Source organism: Dyella sp. NPDC103356 (genome assembly GCF_055584465.1).
The window spans coordinates 56738-73892 of record NZ_JBVJLZ010000008.1; the positions used below are offsets into that span (position 1 = coordinate 56738).

Annotated in this window: 18 protein-coding genes; 8 read left to right on the forward strand and 10 right to left on the reverse strand. The window is 61.9% G+C overall.

Going from position 1 to position 17155, the window contains the following annotated elements:
• Nucleotides 1-20 precede the first annotated feature (20 nt).
• From ACZ6WW_RS17885 to dapE, 4 genes are read left to right on the forward strand one after another with little or no spacing between them, the layout of a single operon-like run.
• Nucleotides 21-776, forward strand: a complete 756-nt coding sequence (locus tag ACZ6WW_RS17885; protein WP_465275387.1) for a hypothetical protein — start codon at nucleotides 21-23, stop codon at nucleotides 774-776.
• A complete protein-coding gene (locus ACZ6WW_RS17890; RefSeq protein ID WP_465275388.1) occupies nucleotides 773-1135 on the forward strand; it encodes a Spx/MgsR family RNA polymerase-binding regulatory protein in 363 nt (120 codons plus the stop codon). The genes ACZ6WW_RS17885 and ACZ6WW_RS17890 overlap by 4 nt, the downstream gene beginning before the upstream one ends.
• Nucleotides 1132-1626 carry a DUF2165 family protein gene (locus ACZ6WW_RS17895; protein WP_465275389.1) on the forward strand — a complete coding sequence of 165 codons (495 nt, stop codon included), beginning with the start codon at nucleotides 1132-1134 and terminating at the stop codon, nucleotides 1624-1626. Before ACZ6WW_RS17890 ends, ACZ6WW_RS17895 begins: the two co-directional genes overlap by 4 nt.
• A gap of 7 nt (nucleotides 1627-1633) precedes the next feature.
• Nucleotides 1634-2764 carry a succinyl-diaminopimelate desuccinylase gene (gene dapE, locus ACZ6WW_RS17900; protein ID WP_465275390.1) on the forward strand — a complete coding sequence of 377 codons (1131 nt, stop codon included), beginning with the start codon at nucleotides 1634-1636 and terminating at the stop codon, nucleotides 2762-2764.
• Here dapE and ACZ6WW_RS17905 read toward each other — a convergent pair.
• From ACZ6WW_RS17905 to ACZ6WW_RS17915, 3 genes are all read right to left on the reverse strand, one after another.
• The gene (locus ACZ6WW_RS17905) at nucleotides 2761-3270 is read right to left on the reverse strand and encodes a DUF4019 domain-containing protein (RefSeq protein WP_465275391.1); all 510 of its coding nucleotides are present in this window, start codon (nucleotides 3268-3270) and stop codon (nucleotides 2761-2763) included. The genes dapE and ACZ6WW_RS17905 overlap by 4 nt on opposite strands.
• 146 nt (nucleotides 3271-3416) lie before the next feature.
• Entirely contained in the window at nucleotides 3417-5855 is a 2439-nt protein-coding gene (locus ACZ6WW_RS17910; RefSeq protein WP_465275392.1) for a penicillin acylase family protein, read from the reverse strand.
• The gene (locus ACZ6WW_RS17915; protein WP_465275393.1) at nucleotides 5845-6639 is read right to left on the reverse strand and encodes a phosphodiester glycosidase family protein; all 795 of its coding nucleotides are present in this window, start codon (nucleotides 6637-6639) and stop codon (nucleotides 5845-5847) included. Before ACZ6WW_RS17915 ends, ACZ6WW_RS17910 begins: the two co-directional genes overlap by 11 nt.
• A gap of 116 nt (nucleotides 6640-6755) precedes the next feature.
• Here ACZ6WW_RS17915 and ACZ6WW_RS17920 point away from each other — a divergent pair, with 116 nt between their 5' ends.
• Nucleotides 6756-7244: an NUDIX hydrolase gene (locus ACZ6WW_RS17920; protein WP_465275394.1), complete on the forward strand. Its 489-nt coding sequence runs from the start codon at nucleotides 6756-6758 to the stop codon at nucleotides 7242-7244.
• A gap of 1083 nt (nucleotides 7245-8327) precedes the next feature.
• Here the strand turns inward: ACZ6WW_RS17920 and ACZ6WW_RS17925 are convergent.
• Both ACZ6WW_RS17925 and ACZ6WW_RS17930 read right to left on the reverse strand, forming a co-directional pair.
• Nucleotides 8328-9539: a beta-ketoacyl-[acyl-carrier-protein] synthase family protein gene (locus ACZ6WW_RS17925; RefSeq protein ID WP_465275395.1), complete on the reverse strand. Its 1212-nt coding sequence runs from the start codon at nucleotides 9537-9539 to the stop codon at nucleotides 8328-8330.
• 3 nt (nucleotides 9540-9542) lie between these two features.
• Nucleotides 9543-9791: an acyl carrier protein gene (locus ACZ6WW_RS17930; protein ID WP_465275396.1), complete on the reverse strand. Its 249-nt coding sequence runs from the start codon at nucleotides 9789-9791 to the stop codon at nucleotides 9543-9545.
• 195 nt (nucleotides 9792-9986) lie between these two features.
• Here ACZ6WW_RS17930 and ACZ6WW_RS17935 point away from each other — a divergent pair, with 195 nt between their 5' ends.
• Nucleotides 9987-11045, forward strand: a complete 1059-nt coding sequence (locus ACZ6WW_RS17935) for a GNAT family N-acetyltransferase (RefSeq protein WP_465275397.1) — start codon at nucleotides 9987-9989, stop codon at nucleotides 11043-11045.
• Nucleotides 11032-11907, forward strand: coding sequence for a hypothetical protein (locus ACZ6WW_RS17940; RefSeq protein WP_465275398.1), 876 nt, complete (start codon nucleotides 11032-11034; stop codon nucleotides 11905-11907). Before ACZ6WW_RS17935 ends, ACZ6WW_RS17940 begins: the two co-directional genes overlap by 14 nt.
• On the opposite strand, the gene ACZ6WW_RS17945 is transcribed toward ACZ6WW_RS17940, so the two are convergent.
• The 5 genes from ACZ6WW_RS17945 to ACZ6WW_RS17965 form a co-directional block, all read right to left on the reverse strand.
• Nucleotides 11904-13103: a DegT/DnrJ/EryC1/StrS family aminotransferase gene (locus ACZ6WW_RS17945; protein WP_465275399.1), complete on the reverse strand. Its 1200-nt coding sequence runs from the start codon at nucleotides 13101-13103 to the stop codon at nucleotides 11904-11906. The two genes, ACZ6WW_RS17940 and ACZ6WW_RS17945, sit on opposite strands and share 4 nt — an antisense overlap.
• Nucleotides 13104-13112: 9 nt before the next feature.
• The gene (locus ACZ6WW_RS17950; RefSeq protein ID WP_281849776.1) at nucleotides 13113-13544 is read right to left on the reverse strand and encodes a DMT family transporter; all 432 of its coding nucleotides are present in this window, start codon (nucleotides 13542-13544) and stop codon (nucleotides 13113-13115) included.
• Between the two features lie 4 nt (nucleotides 13545-13548).
• The gene (locus ACZ6WW_RS17955; RefSeq protein WP_281849775.1) at nucleotides 13549-13911 is read right to left on the reverse strand and encodes an EamA family transporter; all 363 of its coding nucleotides are present in this window, start codon (nucleotides 13909-13911) and stop codon (nucleotides 13549-13551) included.
• A 10-nt stretch (nucleotides 13912-13921) separates the two neighbouring features.
• A complete protein-coding gene (locus ACZ6WW_RS17960; protein WP_465275400.1) occupies nucleotides 13922-14761 on the reverse strand; it encodes an alpha/beta hydrolase in 840 nt (279 codons plus the stop codon).
• A 132-nt stretch (nucleotides 14762-14893) separates the two neighbouring features.
• Nucleotides 14894-15364 (reverse strand): hypothetical protein, encoded by a 471-nt coding sequence (locus ACZ6WW_RS17965; RefSeq protein WP_465275401.1) that lies wholly within the window; start codon nucleotides 15362-15364, stop codon nucleotides 14894-14896.
• A gap of 307 nt (nucleotides 15365-15671) precedes the next feature.
• On the opposite strand from ACZ6WW_RS17965, the gene ACZ6WW_RS17970 reads away from it, so the two are divergent.
• On the forward strand, nucleotides 15672-17135 hold the full coding sequence (locus tag ACZ6WW_RS17970; protein WP_465275525.1) for a trypsin-like serine peptidase: 1464 nt from the start codon (nucleotides 15672-15674) through the stop codon (nucleotides 17133-17135).
• The last annotated feature ends 20 nt before the right edge of the window (nucleotides 17136-17155 follow it).

The window sequence follows — 17155 nt, forward strand, 5'->3', positions numbered from 1 at the left end:
TGCAGGGGCCAGAAGCTTCGATGCGGTCGCCACGCGTTTACGTGTTGGCTGTCATCGCCGTTCTTCTGGCTATTGCAGCGGTAGCATTGCCACCCTATGCGCAGCCGCAGGGCTATCACCAGTTTGCCGATCGACGCAGCTGGCTGGGCATACCCAACACCGGCGATGTGGCATCCAATGCATTCTTCCTGTTGTTCGCCGTGATCGGCTTGTGGACGGTGCGGCTGCCAGCAGTCAGGGCGATGAACACCGCGGCGCGGCATGCTTATGCGCTGATGTTTTTCGGCCTGTTGCTGACCGCGTTCGGGTCGAGTTACTACCACTGGTCGCCATCCGATGAGCGGCTGGTGTGGGACCGCCTCCCGATGACCATCGTGTTCATGCCGTTGCTGGCAGCCACCTTCGCCGAGCGTTTGCGCTGGCGTTCGGACATCGCCTTGATCGTGCTGACGCTGTGGGGCGTGGGAACGGTCGTGTACTGGAAATTCAGCGGCAATCTGCTGCCTTATCTGATCACCCAGGGCGGCTCGATCCTTCTGTTGCTGCTGTCATTGATGCTCTTGCCCACGCCGTGGAGTGAGCGACGCTGGCTGGTGCCCGCGCTCGCTTGCTACGCACTGGCGTTTGCCTGCGAGCAGCTTGATCCGGTCGTTTTTCGCGTAACAGGCGAGCTGGTGAGCGGGCACACGATCAAGCACATCGCTGCGGCATTCACTTTTTTCTTCATCATTCGCATGCTGCAACGACAGCACCTCACGATGGAAACTCAGCAATGACCGCTGCCACGCTCTACGGACTTCCCAACTGCGATACCTGCAAGAAGGCGCGCAACTGGTTGGCACGCTTCGAAGTGCCGCATGACTTTGTCGACTACCGGGCCAATCCTGTGCCGGCAACCACATTGAAGACGTGGGCCGAGCAGGTAGGCGGTTGGGAGAAGCTGGTCAACAAGTCCAGTACGACCTGGCGCAATCTGCTGCCGCAACGCAAGAACCCGGGCAGCGATCCGGAGTGGACCTTGCTGTTGAAGGAGTATCCGGCACTGATCCGCCGCCCGGTAGTGGTGCAGGCCGATGGTGCGGTGAGCGTCGGTTTCAGCGATAACGGCTTCAAGAAGTTGTTTGGCCGCGGATGATTTTCCGGCTGACCAGGATCCTGGTGATCGCGGCGTTGGCGTTGCAGATCAGCCTTGTCGCCTTCGGCAACATCACCGATTACGGCACCAACCTGGCGTTTGTGCAGCATGTGTTGGCGATGGATACGATCTTTCCCGATGTGACCATTCACTACCGCGCCATTACCTCGGTGCCGCTGCAGCATGCGGCGTATATTTTGATTATCGCGTTCGAGACATTTGCCGCGATCCTGTGCTGGTCGGGTGTATGGCGCATGTGGCGTAGTCGTCGCGCATCGGTCGCTCAGTTCCAGCGCGCCAAGGGATTGGCCGCGGCAGGTTTGAGTGTGGGTCTGTTGATCTGGCTCGTGGGCTTTATGGGGATCGGCGGTGAATGGTTCGGCATGTGGATGTCCGATCATTGGAACGGCATCCAATCCGCGTTTCGCCTGGCGATCCTGTTGCTTGCCGCGCTGATTTACCTGGAACAGCGCGACGCCGAATTGGAATAAAACTGCTATGTCCGACGTTTTTGACCTGACTTGCGATTTGATACGCCGCCGCTCCGTCACGCCGGAGGATGCGGGTTGTCTGTCGCTGATTGCCGCTCGCCTGGAGAAACAGGGTTTCCGAATCGAAAACCTGCGTTATGGCGACGTCGACAATCTATGGGCCGTGCACGGACAGAGCGGTCCGCTGCTGATGTTTCTGGGGCATACCGATGTCGTGCCCACGGGGCCGGAAGCCGACTGGGAGAGTCCGCCGTTCGAGCCGACCGTGCGGGATGGCTATCTCTACGGCCGTGGCGCGGCAGACATGAAAGGCTCGGTAGCGGCGATGGTCGTCGCGCTCGAAGCCTTTGTTACTGCCCGGCCAGAGCATGCGGGTCGTGTCGGGTTGCTGTTGACCAGCGACGAAGAAGGTGTGGCGTTGCATGGCGTGCGTGAGGTGGTGGAGCATTTCCGCGCGACCGGTGAAACCATCGACTGGTGTGTCGTAGGTGAGCCCTCGGCGAAAGCGAAACTGGGCGATCTCATTCGCGTCGGTCGTCGCGGCTCGTTGTCGGGCACGCTGACCGTGCGCGGCGTGCAAGGGCATGTGGCGTATCCCGAAAAGGCACTCAATCCGATTCATGCAGCTGCGCCCGCCCTGGCCGAATTGGCGGCGCAGGTATGGGATCAGGGCAATGCGGATTTCCCGCCGACGTCCTTCCAGATATCCAATCTCAATGCCGGTACCGGTGCCAACAACGTTATCCCCGGTGCGCTGACGGCGCTGTTCAATTTTCGCTTCAGTACCGCCAGTCGTGCCGAAGACCTGCGTGAGCGCGTCGAAACATTACTCGGCAAGCACGGCCTGGACTGGCATATCGATTGGCATCTATCGGGCGAGCCGTTCCTGACCCCGCCGGGCGGCAGGGTGCGTGATGTCGTGGTGTTGGTGTGTCGGGATCTGTGCGGTGTCGAGCCTGAGCAGAGCACGGGCGGCGGGACATCGGATGGTCGCTTTATTGCGCCGCTTGGCGCCGAGGTCGTGGAACTGGGGCCGGTGAACGCGACGATTCACAAGGTCGACGAGTGCGTGGCCATTGCCGACTTGGAGCGTTTGCCTTCGCTGTACAAGGCCATCTGCGAGCGCATGCTCGCCTAAGGGCGCACCGCGGCAGCCTGCGCTATCGGTGGTGCCTGCTCGTGAACGGGGCGTACGGTGTATCCCACCGGTGTCCATTGGTTGCCGTTGCGCATCAGCGAAACGGTTTCCAGCAGCGGTGCATTGGCATAGGTCGCGCTGTAGATCACATTGAGATATTCGCCGGGCGGCAAGCCGCTGGGATCGCTGATATGCGCGACCTGTAGCCATTCGCGGCCTTTCAATGCGCCCCATTGCCGATGCAGGCCGGTGAGATATTTTTTCCACGCACTCTTGCTGACGCTCTTTTGCAGGACGCCATCGCTGTTTTGCCACATGACGTCGGCTTGATCGGCATCAGCTTGCGCGAGCCAGCTGTTGGCGGTGGCCATGGCGTTATCGAGTGTCTGCGTATCCTGGGCATGCGCGCCAATGGCGACCACCGAGAGCGTCATGCTCAATGTGACCACCAAGTAGTGGGCACGCCTTGGCGCGCGCCGAAGAACGACACGATGAATCTGGCTCATGCTCGCTTGCCTCCTTGTAAGACGTGCTTTCCCCAAAGCGCATCGTCGGTAAAGCAAAAGCAGTTACGTCGCCGTGCCGCCGACCTCCCCGATCAGCGCACCGTAAGCATGAATCTCCTCCTGCCAACGATGGCAGTCAAGCGCGATTAATGTGCCGGGCGGAGCGTCAAGGTGTAGTGATCCGGCCCCGGCAGCAAGGGCGTCGGGCGGCCGTTCACCCAGTCCTCGTGGCCAGCACCATAGAACGGCGACAGTGGGTTGTCGCTCTGGCCCCCGGGCATATGCAGGATGCTTTGAGCTTCGTGCCCAGGACTGACATCGAGACGTTCCGATGCCCCAAACGCGGGCCCGGCGATGCGCGGCATATTGGTATCGCCCGCGAGCGCGTCCTGAGGCATGTTCAGCAGTCGTGCAAGCGGGCTCGGCAGGACACGCGCCAGCGGTTGATCGATGGCGGCGCGATTGGCCTCGCCCCAGGTACGTGCCGACAGGCCGCCCGGCTGTTTACCAAGATCGTTGGCGACTTCGCGCGCCGCATCCACCAGCAGGCTATCCCAGTCGTTGTACTTGGGGTCGAGCAGGTTCATTGGTTTGTCGCGAACCATCGCCCACACGGCACCCTCGGAGCTGCTCAGGTTTGGCCAGGTGAAATCGCTGTAGCGGGCCTTGAGGCGCTCGACGAAAGGTGCGAGCGCATCTTTGAAAACCTGCTCGCGGAATGCGCGCACCAGGCGATAGTCGACGCTGTCGACTGCGGCACGGTTCGTCCATTGCGCAGTGAGCTGGCGCAACTGGACCAAGGCGGGTTCCTGTGTGCTGGCCAGCGTGTCCTGCAACAAGCGCTGCCAACGCCCGAGGAACACGGCGCGGTTATCCAGCTGCACATCCAGCAGATTGCCAGGCGAGAAACTGTTGCGTGCACGCAAGTCGTCGCGGATCTGCTGGGCGCGGGCGCCAAGATCGTGGCCGCCGTTGCCGAGGAGGGCAAGCTCGGGACCGTCGACCGTGCGGTTGTTGGCGGTCCACAAGCGGCCATCGGCCGGATCTTCGATGCGCGGATATTGTGCGGCCGGCAGCCAGCCCACCCAGCCGTGCTCGGCTTGGGAGCCATCAACCGCATGCTGCGGATCGATATTCGAGCGAAGCGGAATGCTGTTGGCGGCGAGGGTCCAGCCGATATGTCCGGCGTTATCGGCGACCAGCAGATTCTGCGGGGGCATCCCCAAGGTGGGGGCCAGATCGAGTGCGGCGTGCGTGCTGTTCATGCGTTCCAGCGACGCGAAGCCCAGGTTGTAACCGTGGGCCATGCCACCGATCCAGGCCAACGCAAGCGGCGCACCGTCGGCATCGGCGGCCATGATCGGCCCCCAGCGTGTGTTTTCCACCGCGAGGGTGCGTGAGGCCGCTCCCCTGATGTGAATGACTTCGTCATGCGCCTCGATCGTGGCCCAACCTTCAGGCACCTTGTAGCGCGACTTGTCGCTGGGATCGCGTTGTACGCGGAACCAGTCCTGCCAGTCGCCGTAGCTGTTGGTGAAGCCCCATGCAATCTGGCCATTGCTTCCCACCACCATGGCGGGCGTACCGGGCAGGGTGACGCCGTTGACCTCACGCGTGCCGTTGGGTGCGGTGCTGTCGGTATATCGGAAGCGTGCACGGAACCAGATATTGGGCACGCGCAAGCCCAGGTGCATATCGTTGGCGAGGATGGCCGCGCCTGTTTCGGAGAGGTTGCCGGCGATGGCGAAGCTGTTGCTGCCGGGTCGCGCATCGTCGAGCGCGGGCGCGATCGCCGAGGCAAGCACGCTTGCATCGCTGCTCGAAGCGGCAGGCGTAGTTTTGCGCAGGTCGAAAACATCCGGGCCAGGAATCACTGGCGGTCGCGAGAGATCGCCCCTCAGCGGCGCTTCCCAATCCGGATTGGGTGCGAGCAGGAAGTCCACCAGCGCATCGGGCAGTTCGGAGCGCATTCGGATGATGCGTAATTCGCGTTGGTTACGGCCGTCTTCGTTGAGGTCCAGGTACATCGCCGCGACGATCAGGAAAGTGTCTTCCGGGCGCCACGCCTTGGGGTGTGTCTGCAACAACAGATATTCCCACGGGCGTGTTTGCAGGTCGGCCAGGCCGGCGTTGACCCCTGCTGCGTAGCGGACCAGTTGCTGCTGCTGTTCCGGTGGGAGCTGTGCGTATGCGGCTTCGGCGACGGCGCGCAGGCGATGGCGGCGGTGGTTGAGGTCGGTGTCGAGCGCGGCCGGCCCGACGAGTTCGGCCAGTTCGCCGGCAGCCAGGCGGCGCATCAGGTCCATCGAAAAATAGCGCTCCTGGGCGTGCACATAACCAAGTGCGTAGTCGATGTCGGCGCGATTTTTTGCTTGCAACGTGACGGTGCCCTGTGCGTCGCGGGTTACGGCCACCGCGTCGGCGAGACCGGTGAGGGTTCGTTCGCCGCTCAGTTGCGGACGGCTGCCGTATATCAGCGCCCAGCCGGTAAGCAGTGCGGCGAGGACGACGATGACGATGAGCGAAACAAGGAAGCGCAGCCAGCGGATACGGCCACGCTGTGTCCTGCGCGGCTTAGTCGTCATTGGCGAAAACAGCGAAGATGCCGGCATAGGGTTTGACCATGAACGTGGGTGCGCCGGCATAACCGGCACCATCGAGGTAGAACTGCGAGATGGTGCCATCCAGGTACAGCGCGTTGCGGCAGCCGATCTGGTCGCGGAACAGGCGGGCGAAGGTATGGAAATTCACCGGCGCCGTGCTGACGGCAAACACCACCTCGTGCGGTGTACGTGCGCAAACGCCGCTTCGCCATTTCATGCTGGACGAGTCGTCGACGAATTGATTGTTGAGCTGCCCGTCGATCACCAGCATCGGCCCGGACTGGGTTGCCCATTGCGCGGGCTTGCCGTCGGCTTTGAAGTCGGCGCTGCTGCGTACTGCCGCGCGACCATCGGGGTAGATCGCAAACACGCCGTTCGGCTGCAATGAAAAATTACCGGATGCCGGATTGCCGCGCGTGAGGTTCAACGGCACCTGCGCCTTGCCATTTTCGACGTAAAGACCCAACGGTGAGAACTGGCGGTCGTAGATGCCGGCATTGGCCGCGAACAACAATTTCCGGTTCTTGGCCATGCCCCATTGCCGCAGCGTTTCGATCGTACCGAACGGCTCGCCGCTGTCGGGGTTTTTCCAGAACAGGGCTAACGGTTCGCGTGCGATATCGACGGTGACGACTTTGAAACTCTGGCTATCGAACACGATGTCATTGCTGTCGACGGCCTGTGCCTGGCGCGTGCAGCCGGCCAGGAAGCCGAGGATGGCCAGTGGCAACAAATAAAACGGGATACGTCGGGTGGGCGCGTACATAGCGCTGATGGTCGCCGGGGTGATACGACGGATGCAAGTCCATTACGCTTGGGGCGATTCGGCTGCAGCTCGGGTGTTGGCGCGCTAAACTGTTGTTTTTACGCGCAGCCGACGTTATGCCCTACACCCCTATTGTCGCTACCCTCGGCTACGTGCTGTCCGCGGACCGTCGTCGGGTGCTCATGATTCACCGCAATTCCCGTCCCGACGACATTCATCTGGGCAAGTACAACGGCCTGGGTGGCAAGATGGAGCCGGGCGAAGACATCGCCGCCTGCATGCGTCGCGAGATCCTCGAAGAAGCCGGCATCGAGTGCCAGTCGATGCGTCTACGCGGCACCTTGAACTGGCCGGGGTTCGGCAAGCATGGCGAGGACTGGCTGGGTTTTATTTTTCTGATCGACGCCTTCAGTGGCGAGCCGTTCGAGCGTAATCCTGAGGGGGCGCTGGAATGGGTAGAGCGGGATCGCCTGATGGAGCTGCCGATGTGGGAGGGCGATCGCCACTTCCTGCCGTTGGTGTTTGACGAGGATGCGCGGCCGTTTCATGGGGTGATGCCGTATCGGGATGGGAAGATGCAGTCGTGGGGGTTTACACGGTTGTGATGGGGTTTGCCTTGGCACCACATTCTCGTCGTTCTGCAGGGTTCGCCTCATTCTCCAACCTCGTCATCCCCGCGTAGGCGGGGATCCAGTGGCTTCGGTGTTGGGTTGTCGCGAGAGCGTGCATCGCTCTGGTTTGGCGTTCGTGCGAGGAAGTCGCCTACGGCGTGTTTCGCCGACCTACCGGTCGCCGAGTTACTTTCTTTGCTTGTCCACGCACGCAGTGCGAACGGCGCTAGCCGGCCCGAAGGGCGGAGGGCCATAGGCCCGGAGTAAAGAAAGATAACCAAAGAAACGACACCCCTAGTCCGCCGTCCTTCGGACCGTGAGGTCTGGCCGGGCTTTTCGACAGAGCCTGTCCCGGACTTGATCCGGGAACGTCCCTGTCCTGTCGAAAAGGACTCGGCGTCCCTGCCGAGTCCCCCTTCGGGGCCTGATCGTCCAAGCCTCACTCGGCTCCCGAGGGGGCCCGAAGAGCTGACTGCTCGCTGCGCATCGCTTGCCAAGAGCACAGATCGACCTCCAACCTCGCTCTAATCTCCCCTATTCGTCATTCCGGCGCAGGCCGGAATCCATGCCTCAGCGTTTCCGCTTGCGACACGTTGCCTAACGAGCGAGAGCCTGAGGTGTAGATTCCGGCCTGCGCCGGAATGACGAGAGGGGTAGGCGAGAGTGAAGGAACACCTTAAGTCCTCATCTCCAGGACGCCTCGCACACAGATTCGGCGCACCTCAGAAGCGCTTGAGGTGTCCCCACTCGGTTCGAGTAGACGGTCCGAACGGTCTTATCCCTCAATGCTGCTCAGAGCCCTTGATCCTCAGGCCATTTCTCTTGGGTTACTTTCTCTTTACTCCGGACCTAAAGGTCCTCCGCCCTCCGGGCCGGCTTCGCCGTTCGCATGCGCTACGCGCAAGCGTGGGCCAGCAAAGAGAAAGTGACTCGCTCGCCGGCAGGCGAGTGAAACGCCCGCTGCGTAAGCGGCCAGGTCGCCAAAGCACACAGGCAAGAACCAGGCACTGACGCCACTGGATTCCGGCCTACGCCGGAATGACGAAATAGGAAAGGCGCCGCAAGGCGTCAAAAAACCTAAGTCCACTTCCTCAACGCCACCACCGCATTCAACCCCCCAAACGCAAACGAATTGCTTACAGCAGCAGAAACAGCCATCTCGCGCGCAACATTAGGCACATAGTCCAGGTCGCAAGCCGGATCCGCCTCCAGATAATTCAGCGTAGGCGGCACAATCCCCTCGCGCAGCGCCCCTATCACGGCAATCAGCTCCAACGCCCCGGCAGCCCCCAGCGCATGCCCATGCATCGGCTTGGTCGAGGACACGGCAAGCTTGCGAGCATGCTCGCCAAAGACCTGATGAATGGCACGCGTCTCGGTGCTGTCGTTCGCCTGGGTCCCGGTGCCATGCGCACTGATGTAATCAACCTCATCGGGCGACATCTCTCCGTCACGCAATGCGGCCCTCATAGCTGCCGCAGCACCCACATCCGAGGGCGCCGCGATATCGCCGGCATCGGAACTCATGCCCGCACCGGCCAGTTCGGCAAGGATGGTGGCGCCGCGCTGTTGTGCATGTTCCAGGGTTTCCAGCACGAACATGCCCGCGCCTTCGCCCAGCACGATGCCGCGGCGGCCGGCGCTGAAGGGGCGGCATTCGGGAGCGAGTACGCGCATCGCTTCCCATGCGCGCAGCGTGCCCAAGGTGATGCAGGCTTCGGTGCCACCGGCTACGGCGGCGTCGACCAGACCGGAGCGGATCATCATTGCCGCTTGTGCAAACGCATGGTTGGACGAGGCGCAGGCACTGGCCACCACGAAGGTCGGGCCGGTGATGCCATGGGCCATGCTGATGTGGCTGGCCGAGGCGTTGATCATCATCTTGACGATGCCCAACGGGTGCAGCCGTGGTGCATTGTCGGCGTACAAGCGCCGGTACTGATCGTCGCGGGTGGCTTCGCCGGACGCGCCCGTGCCGACGACGACCGCGGTACGTGAGGCATTCTCGCCTTCGAAACGGATGCCCGACTGCGCAATCGCCTCATCGGCCGCGACCAGTGCGTATTGGCCGGCCAGGTCCATCATCGCTGCCCGCTGCTCGGCGATGCGTGAGGTGGGATCGAAGCCTTTGATTTCCGCGACCACGCCGCCGGCGCGCAACTGAGCGGCCGGGACGCGTTCGATGACACCGATGCCGCTGCGTGCCTGGGTCATGGCTTTCCAGGTGGAAGCGGCGTCATTCCCGAGAGCGCAGATCGCCCCCATGCCTGTAATCACTATTCGGCGCATGGGTTATCCGGCGTTCTTGGCCGCGAGCTGCCGATCGATCGCTTCGACCAACTGGCCGACGGTGCCATTGTCGAAGTCGGTATCTTCGTTAGGCAAGGTGACGTCGAAATGTTCTTCCAGGTCGAAGATCACTTCGATGGCGTCGAGGGAGGCGATGCCCAGGTCTTTCAGGGTCGACTCGACCTTGATGGTGTCGATATCGATCTTGGCCTGTTTGGCGATGATCTCGAACGTTTCCTGCTGTGTACTCATTTTCGCTGTCCTCTTATCCAAAAAGGAGGTTTTGGACGCGATGCGCCCGCCGCTTTCGCAAGCCTGACGAACTCGTTGGGCATTGTCCAGCTAGGGTCGATGGGGACGTTGATCCTCGAACCTTTCGCCGGGCTTTTCGAACCTGGAGGCTTGCGGTCGTATGCTATGCATCGGTTTGCGGTGGAATCCTGACGCGTGCGGTACCTGAATCAGCTCGAGCCCGACGCCCTGGTGGCGAAGTTCGCCGAGCATCCTCCTGTCGATTTTCGTGTGCTGGATGCGGCGGGTACGCCGGCCTTCGCCGCGGCCTTCGATCTGTTGACGACTGCCGACGCCCCGGTGCGCAAGCGTATGCTGGCTGCGCCGGGATACCGTTGGTGGGGACGCCTGTTGCGCTGGCGCACGACCTTTGTCGGCACCACGGTTTCCGAATATGCCCTGTTCCCCCGCGATGCGAACGCCGATACGTTGCCCGGTGCCCTGCGCCGGGCCATCGGCAGGCAGCAGCGGCTCTCGGTCGTCAAGGACATCCCTTCGGTGTCGCCTTTGCTCGACGATGCCAGCAATCACTGGAACCAGGCATTTGCAGACGCTTGCGCGAACGAGGGCTTCATTTTGCTCGAAGGCCAGGCATTGGCCTATGTGCCCATCGACTTTGCGAACGAGGACGAATACCTCGCCCGTCTTTCCTCGGGACGCCGAAAGGATATACGCCGCAAGTTGCGCAAGCGCGAACAGGTCGCGGTGGAGGTCGTGCACTGTGGGGATGCGTGCTTCGCCGCTGATGCGCTGGTGGACCAGTTCTATGCTTTATATGAAAACGTCTATGCACAGAGCGAAATCCATTTCGATCGGCTGAGCCGCGACTTCTTCGCTGCCGTGTTGCGCGATGCAGCGGTGAACGGTGTGATTTTCGTCTACCGCCATGAAGAGGCGATGATCGGTTGGAACATCTGCTTTGTCGTCGACGGCAAACTGATCGATAAATACGTTGGCTTTGTCTATCCCGCCGCACGCGAGCACAACCTGTACTTCACCAGCTGGTTTCACAACCTGGCCTGGGCGCGCGAACGTGGCCTGACCCACTATGTCGCCGGCTGGACCGACCCTGAGATCAAATCCTATCTCGGTGCAAAATTTACCCTGACCCGGCACGCGATCTATTTACGCAATCCGTTATTGCGCGCACTCGCGCGGCGGCTTGGCCGATTCTTTGAAAGCGACAGCCAATGGGCGACGCATGAGCAAGCGTGATCCGCTGATTCTTGATTTCGACAGTTCCATTGGTGAGCTGCCCGGTGCGACGGTCATTGCCTTGAACGACTGGCAGGAAGCGATTCGCTTCGGCTGCACGCTGCGTACGTTCAGTACCCTGCGCAAGCATCTCGATGCACACATGCCGACTGATTACGGCACCGTGCTGATGGGTTCGGGCGATTATCACCACCTGACCTGGCCGCTGGTGGAGCGTCAACGCGGCAAGGGTCCGTTTCAATTGGTGGTGTTCGACAACCACCCGGACAATATGCGTTTTCCCTGGGGCATCCACTGCGGTTCATGGGTGCGCAAGGTAGCGATGCTTCCTTATGTGAGTCACGTGCATGTGGTCGGCATCACGTCAGGCGACATCGGCGCCAAGCATGCGTGGGAGAACTACTTGCAGCCGTTGCGTGCTGGCAAGTTGAGCTATTGGTGTATGGACGTAGACGTTGCCTGGGCGACGAAGCTTGGTATTGGCGATGCCTTCCGGCGTTACGACGATCCCGATGCCTTGACGGCCGCCTTCGTGGCGCAGCTGCGCAGCGCGCCGCAGGCGACCTATCTCTCGATCGACAAGGATGCCTTCAGTATCGATACCGCACGCACCAATTGGGACCAGGGGCGTATTGAAGAACATCACGCCATGGAGATCATCGAGGCGTTGCGCGGGCGCATCATTGCTAGCGACATCAATGGCGAGGTATCCGCGTATAGCTATCGCACCTGGTGGAAGCGCTGGCTGAGCGGCATGGACGGCCAGACGCCGGTACCGCAAAGTGAACTCGATGCCTGGCAGGCGCAGCAGCGTGCGTTGAACTCACGTCTGTTGACAGCGATCGCGGCCAGCAGCCTCTAGCCCGAAGCAGTGCGTTCCAGCACGTCGCAGATGCGCGCGAATTCGCTATCGCGCAGCCACAGGCTGTTGCTGATGGTCAGTGAACGTGCGGCGAAGTCGCGCGCTCGCGGCAATGCGGTCGGTGCGACGATGTCGCGCAGATACCCATAGTCGGGCAGGGCGTGGATAAACAGCCGGCTGACGCCGAGGCCTGCGGTCCAGAGTTCTTTCAGTGCCGCGTCGCGTGCTGCTTCGCTGGGCATCAACAGCAAGAGGAATGGCCACACACCTTCATCGCCGGCGGCATCGTCGAATGCGACGATGCCGGGGACGCGGCGCAACCGTTCAAGTCGCCGTTGTGCCTGCTTGCGTGTCTCCTGCAAAAAACCATGCAGTCGCGGCAGCGCGCGTGCGCCGACGGCCTGTCGCCAGCGGCTGACGGTATGCAAGGGAATATCGGGGCCGAAATCGTCGCCGACAGCGGCCACAGGATCGTTCGCGGCCAGCGCCTTGCGCAACGGATTGCCATAGACCAGCGACAGCAGCGAGGGACGGTACATCAAAGCGTAGCCTGTCAGTTCCAGCGCGCGTTGCCGGTCCATGCGCGGGTCGGCGTGAATGATGTCGTTGTGGCTGGCCATAAGCGCATCGCGCATGGCCGAATCGCGTGCCGTCAGCAGGCCTCCCTCGAACAGGGTCAGCCCTTTGCCGACCGCCAGACTGAAGAAGCCTGCATCGCCTAGCAGGCCGACGCTGCGACCATCCTGGCGCGCACCGGTAGCTTGTGCGGCGTCCTCGATGACGAAGGCACCGGCGCGTCGCGCGATCGTGTTGGCGGTATGCACGTCGGCGATGCGACCGGCGATATGCGTGGGTACGATCGCCAGCGTGTCGGGACCTGTGACAGCCGCCAGTTGTTCGGCATCCATGTCGTAGTGATCCGGTGCAAGATCGCAAAGGCGCGGTATCAAGCCGGCGCGATGAATGGCCAGTGCGACGAGCGGGCAGGTCCAGGCCGGTACGACCACTTCATGTCGGTCCGGCTTGAGCTTGCGCATGGCATGCAGCGTGACGACCAGCGCCGCTGTTCCCGAGCACTCCAATTGCAACGGCGGCGTGCCGAGCCATGCGGTGGCTTGCGCGGCGAAATCCGCGCTGCCCGGGCGCAGGTCGGCGACGTTGAGCGGAAGTCCGGCAGTCGGCGGAAGTTCGCGCATGGCCGCGTCTCAGTCGCCGGCAGCTACGCCCAGCGCCCCTTTGGCTTCGGTCGGCGCGTCGTTTTCCGGATGCGCGCCGGTTTCGGCAAACGCCAGGCAGACGATACCGGCCACAATAACCGCCGCACCCAGTACGCGCGGCCAGGTCAGCGGCTCGTGGAAAAGGTAGGCCGAGAACAGCATCACGCTGACCACTTCCAGATGGGTGACGGCAAAGGCCGGCCCGATCGGCGCATGCTTGAGCAGGGTCATCCAGGTAAAAAAGTTGCCGACGTAGCCGACTACCGCAAAGTAGATCCACGGATGGCCAAAAACACGCACGATCCACGCCCAGTTCGCTTCGGGCGGAAACGCATGGTTGCCGGCATATTTGAAACTCAGCTGCACGATGGTGTCGAACAGCACCAGCACGGTGAAGCCGATCAGGTAGAAACGCTTCATCGGCTCAGCCCCCCGCCACGCCGACGATGGCCACGCCGAGCGTCACCAGCAGGATGCCGGTCACGCGCAGCGGCGTGAGCTTTTCGCGGAAAAGAATGCGTCCGGCAATCATGATCACCACAATGTTGATCGAACCCAGCAATACGCCTTCGGACAGATCGACCAGCGAAAGGAACGCGATCCACACCAGAAATTCGGCCACATAGGACACGATGCCGATCCAGATCCATGGCCGCGATGCCATATAGCGCCAGCGCGCCAGGCCATCGCCGGCATTGGGATCGCCGGCCGCCGCCTTGAACGCGAGTTGGCCGACCGTGTCGAGGGTGACGTTAAGCAGCCAGAGCACTACAACCAGAGGCGTCACGCGCGCGCCCTCAGGCCGCTGCGCGCGCGGCGGGCTTATATGTATCGGCAACGCGACCGAAGAACTCCGCGGAACGTTCGGTAAGCAGGCGACGCTCGCGATCGATCGTGATCATGTGGTAGCTGTCTTTGAGCATCAGCATTTCCACCGGACCGGAGACGCCTTCCTCGACCAGACGCGCATTGGCGACGCTGGCGATGTCGTCTTCGAGCGCATGCGCCACCAGACACGGCGCCTGTACGCGCGGCAGATCGCGGCGCACCACCTTGGCCATGTTGTACATCTCCGCCAGCGAGGGCCAGGGATTGCCGGGCAGCCCGGCGGCGGCGCTGTTGCCGCCGAGCATCAGGCCGGCTACCTGCGCGCGCAGGCGTTCGTCGCGAATACCGTAAGGCTCGTTTTCATGCACCATCCGGTGCTTGCCGATGCCGAACTTGCCGATCAGCGGCAGCATGAACGACAGTCGGTTGTACCAGGGCGTGGCCCAGCCGTCGTAACGGAACGTTGCACCGTAGACACCGACGCCCTTGATCCACTCGGGACGTTCGGCGGCGAGCTTGAGCGACAGCACGGCGCCCATCGACAAGCCGGCGACAAACAGGTGGTCGACTTCATGGCGAAACTTCTCCGCCGCGGCCTCGACACTGGCATACCAGTCCTGCCAACCGGTTTTCAGCAGATCTTCGACGCTGCCGCAATGCCCGGCCAGCTGCATGCCGTACACGGAAAAGCCAGCGCGGCTCAGGCCCTTGCCGACCAGGCGCATTTCCGCCGGCGTGCCGGTCAGGCCATGAATCAGCAGCACGCCGGCGCGTCCGCCTTCGAAGCGGAATTCGACGTTTTCGATCATGAACGGACCGCCTTAGGCGCGACGACGTGGGACAAGACGGCAGGGAGCATGGGTACCGGGAAGGGCTGAGATTGAGCTTCCAGTGTGGGGCTGGACTCTTTCTGAGAACTTTCCGGGGGGATCAGGCCGGGTTCAATGCCCGTGGAACTGCCCTACGCCGATCGACACGCTGACCCCGCCGGTCGGGTGGTCGCAGCTGCCGGTGCGTTTGGTGAAGTTGACGTCGCCGGTCTGGTAGCTACCGCCGAAGTGACTGCCGCTGACCACGCCCATACCCACGCTGCCGTGGACCTGGGTGTTGTTGTAGGTGGCGTCGTCGCAATCCTGGCGGGCCGCGGCCACGCGGTCCTCGTCCTCGTGGTAGGTGCGTCCGCTGGTGTCGCCGTAGTACACGCCAGGCGCATCCTTCGGCTTGGTGCTGTTGCTGTCGCTGGAGGTCGTAGCGCTGGCATTGGGTTTGGCAGCCGCCGTGCTGCTGGACGCGGGCGCCATGGCCGGCGGCATGTCGTTGGGCAGCTTCAGATTCAACGGTGGGCTGGCGTTTTGCGCCTGCGCGCCCAACGCCGTCAGGCAGACTGCGATTGCGATCAGGGCTCGGTTCATCGTGTTCTGCCTCTTGGATTCAGTGCATTCAACGCATCACGGGTCGATGCGTGCACCGTAGCGCCTTGGACGTTCGGCGGCGTTAAGAAGTTCCGGGCATGAGCCAGTGAGGGAGGGTGCCTCAACGGGTTAGGCAGTCATTTATGAACTGTTGCCCATCCAAAAAACCTTGTTTAGCTGACAACTCGATGTGTCAAAAGTCACGTTGCCGGTGTTCTTGGTTTGAGAGGCTTACCGGCGGTTAATTGACGAAGGAGTCGTCATGTTCAAGAAGAGAGTCGTAGCAGCCATGGTGCTAGCGACGGGAATGTCCTCGATCGCGGTCCATGCCCAGGACCATCCAGACAGGACAGAAGGGCAACAAAGCGAAGCGAGGTTGTTGAGGTCGACAGATCCGGAGGCATCGCGCTTTCGCGCTGTCGGTCAATTGGTTGCGGGCAGCCATTGCACGGCAACATTAATTGCCGGTTCTGCAGAACCGGCTCCCGATCGTCGCGCACTGATTCTTACGGCAGGTCATTGCGTCAAGGACACGATGACGACAAACGAGGTCATTACCGATCAGACCGCGCCCCAGTCCTGGACCTATACGCCGGCGTTCTTCATCGATACCCAGGCCGAGCATCAGTCTTTTCCGGTTGCCCGAGTGCTTTATGCAAGCATGAAAAACAGGGATCTTGCTGTCCTGGAGCTCGACGCCACTTATGCTGACCTGAGTCGATTGAACGTCGCGCCGATGCGCCTGCAGACACGGCCATCCTACGATGGCATGCCGATCGAGCTGGTACAGATTCCTGTGGTTGGCGTCCCGCAGGATGAAAAGTTCATGCGTTATGCATCCTGTTCGGCCCATCGTCCAACGGACATCTACGAAAATTACTCGCCGTGGTTCTGGAAAGATGCCGTAGCCAACGATTGCGCAGGCATTTCCGGTGGCACGTCAGGTTCTCCCGTGATGGCCGAGGGAGTAGACCGGGTAGTAGGCGTACTCAATACCACGGTCGACCGTGGCTATACCGGATGCGGTCCCGGTCGCCCGTGTGAGGTCGCCGGATCGGGGCAGGTAGCCCGTGAAGGCGCAAGCTACTACATCCCTGTAGACACGGTGGCGTTGGCGCTCACGCCGCAGGGCGAGCTCGATACACGCAAGCTCGATCCGGGCGATGGCATCCCATTGGAGCGGCTGCGTCCTGGATGGGACAGCCAATCCTGCGTTCCGGATGACGCCGGCGCTTGCCAGGCTCCGCGCTGGGATCTGGCTATCGATCCGCAGTTCGAGTTGATTCGTTACAAGGAGGGTCTTGCCACGGAGACGATCTGCGCCGACGAATGGGGTTATGGCCTGCCGTTGTCAGTGGTGACGCAGCCGTTGGAAACATTGGCGATGAAACCGATCGAGGGTATCCAGATGCTGTGCGCCGTGGGCAAACGGGCCGGTAGCGACACCTGGCAATCGGTGGCGAACGCGACAATGCAATTGCGCAAGATCGACGATACGCCGCCTGCCCAGGCGCCTGTCATCGATGTCCCGTTCGACGAAGAGGATAGCTGGCGGGTAACGGCACGTGAGGCTTATCACGATACCCAGGTGGCGGTGATCAAGTTCGGGCCGTTGGACAAGACGGATTGCCAGCGCATGGACGGATATCGATGGCAGCGTCGGGGCATGCTGACGACACTTGCCAAGTCGGGTGCGCCATGGCGGTTCTGCGCCTACGGACTGGACTCCGCGGGCAATGCCTCGCCTATCGGTTTTCGCGACTTCCGCTAGCTGTGTCAACGGCTGCGCGA

What these genes read in the sequence shown, in the direction of transcription:
- ACZ6WW_RS17885 (WP_465275387.1), top strand. Translation starts at nt 21, where the DNA reads ATGCGGTCGCCACGCGTTTACGTGTTGGCTGTCATCGCCGTTCTTCTG.
- ACZ6WW_RS17890 (WP_465275388.1), top strand. Translation starts at nt 773, where the DNA reads ATGACCGCTGCCACGCTCTACGGACTTCCCAACTGCGATACCTGCAAG.
- ACZ6WW_RS17895 (WP_465275389.1), top strand. Translation starts at nt 1,132, where the DNA reads ATGATTTTCCGGCTGACCAGGATCCTGGTGATCGCGGCGTTGGCGTTG.
- dapE (WP_465275390.1), top strand. Translation starts at nt 1,634, where the DNA reads ATGTCCGACGTTTTTGACCTGACTTGCGATTTGATACGCCGCCGCTCC.
- ACZ6WW_RS17905 (WP_465275391.1), bottom strand. Translation starts at nt 3,270, where the DNA reads ATGAGCCAGATTCATCGTGTCGTTCTTCGGCGCGCGCCAAGGCGTGCC.
- ACZ6WW_RS17910 (WP_465275392.1), bottom strand. Translation starts at nt 5,855, where the DNA reads ATGACGACTAAGCCGCGCAGGACACAGCGTGGCCGTATCCGCTGGCTG.
- ACZ6WW_RS17915 (WP_465275393.1), bottom strand. Translation starts at nt 6,639, where the DNA reads ATGTACGCGCCCACCCGACGTATCCCGTTTTATTTGTTGCCACTGGCC.
- ACZ6WW_RS17920 (WP_465275394.1), top strand. Translation starts at nt 6,756, where the DNA reads ATGCCCTACACCCCTATTGTCGCTACCCTCGGCTACGTGCTGTCCGCG.
- ACZ6WW_RS17925 (WP_465275395.1), bottom strand. Translation starts at nt 9,539, where the DNA reads ATGCGCCGAATAGTGATTACAGGCATGGGGGCGATCTGCGCTCTCGGG.
- ACZ6WW_RS17930 (WP_465275396.1), bottom strand. Translation starts at nt 9,791, where the DNA reads ATGAGTACACAGCAGGAAACGTTCGAGATCATCGCCAAACAGGCCAAG.
- ACZ6WW_RS17940 (WP_465275398.1), top strand. Translation starts at nt 11,032, where the DNA reads ATGAGCAAGCGTGATCCGCTGATTCTTGATTTCGACAGTTCCATTGGT.
- ACZ6WW_RS17945 (WP_465275399.1), bottom strand. Translation starts at nt 13,103, where the DNA reads ATGCGCGAACTTCCGCCGACTGCCGGACTTCCGCTCAACGTCGCCGAC.
- ACZ6WW_RS17950 (WP_281849776.1), bottom strand. Translation starts at nt 13,544, where the DNA reads ATGAAGCGTTTCTACCTGATCGGCTTCACCGTGCTGGTGCTGTTCGAC.
- ACZ6WW_RS17960 (WP_465275400.1), bottom strand. Translation starts at nt 14,761, where the DNA reads ATGATCGAAAACGTCGAATTCCGCTTCGAAGGCGGACGCGCCGGCGTG.
- ACZ6WW_RS17965 (WP_465275401.1), bottom strand. Translation starts at nt 15,364, where the DNA reads ATGAACCGAGCCCTGATCGCAATCGCAGTCTGCCTGACGGCGTTGGGC.
- ACZ6WW_RS17970 (WP_465275525.1), top strand. Translation starts at nt 15,672, where the DNA reads ATGTCCTCGATCGCGGTCCATGCCCAGGACCATCCAGACAGGACAGAA.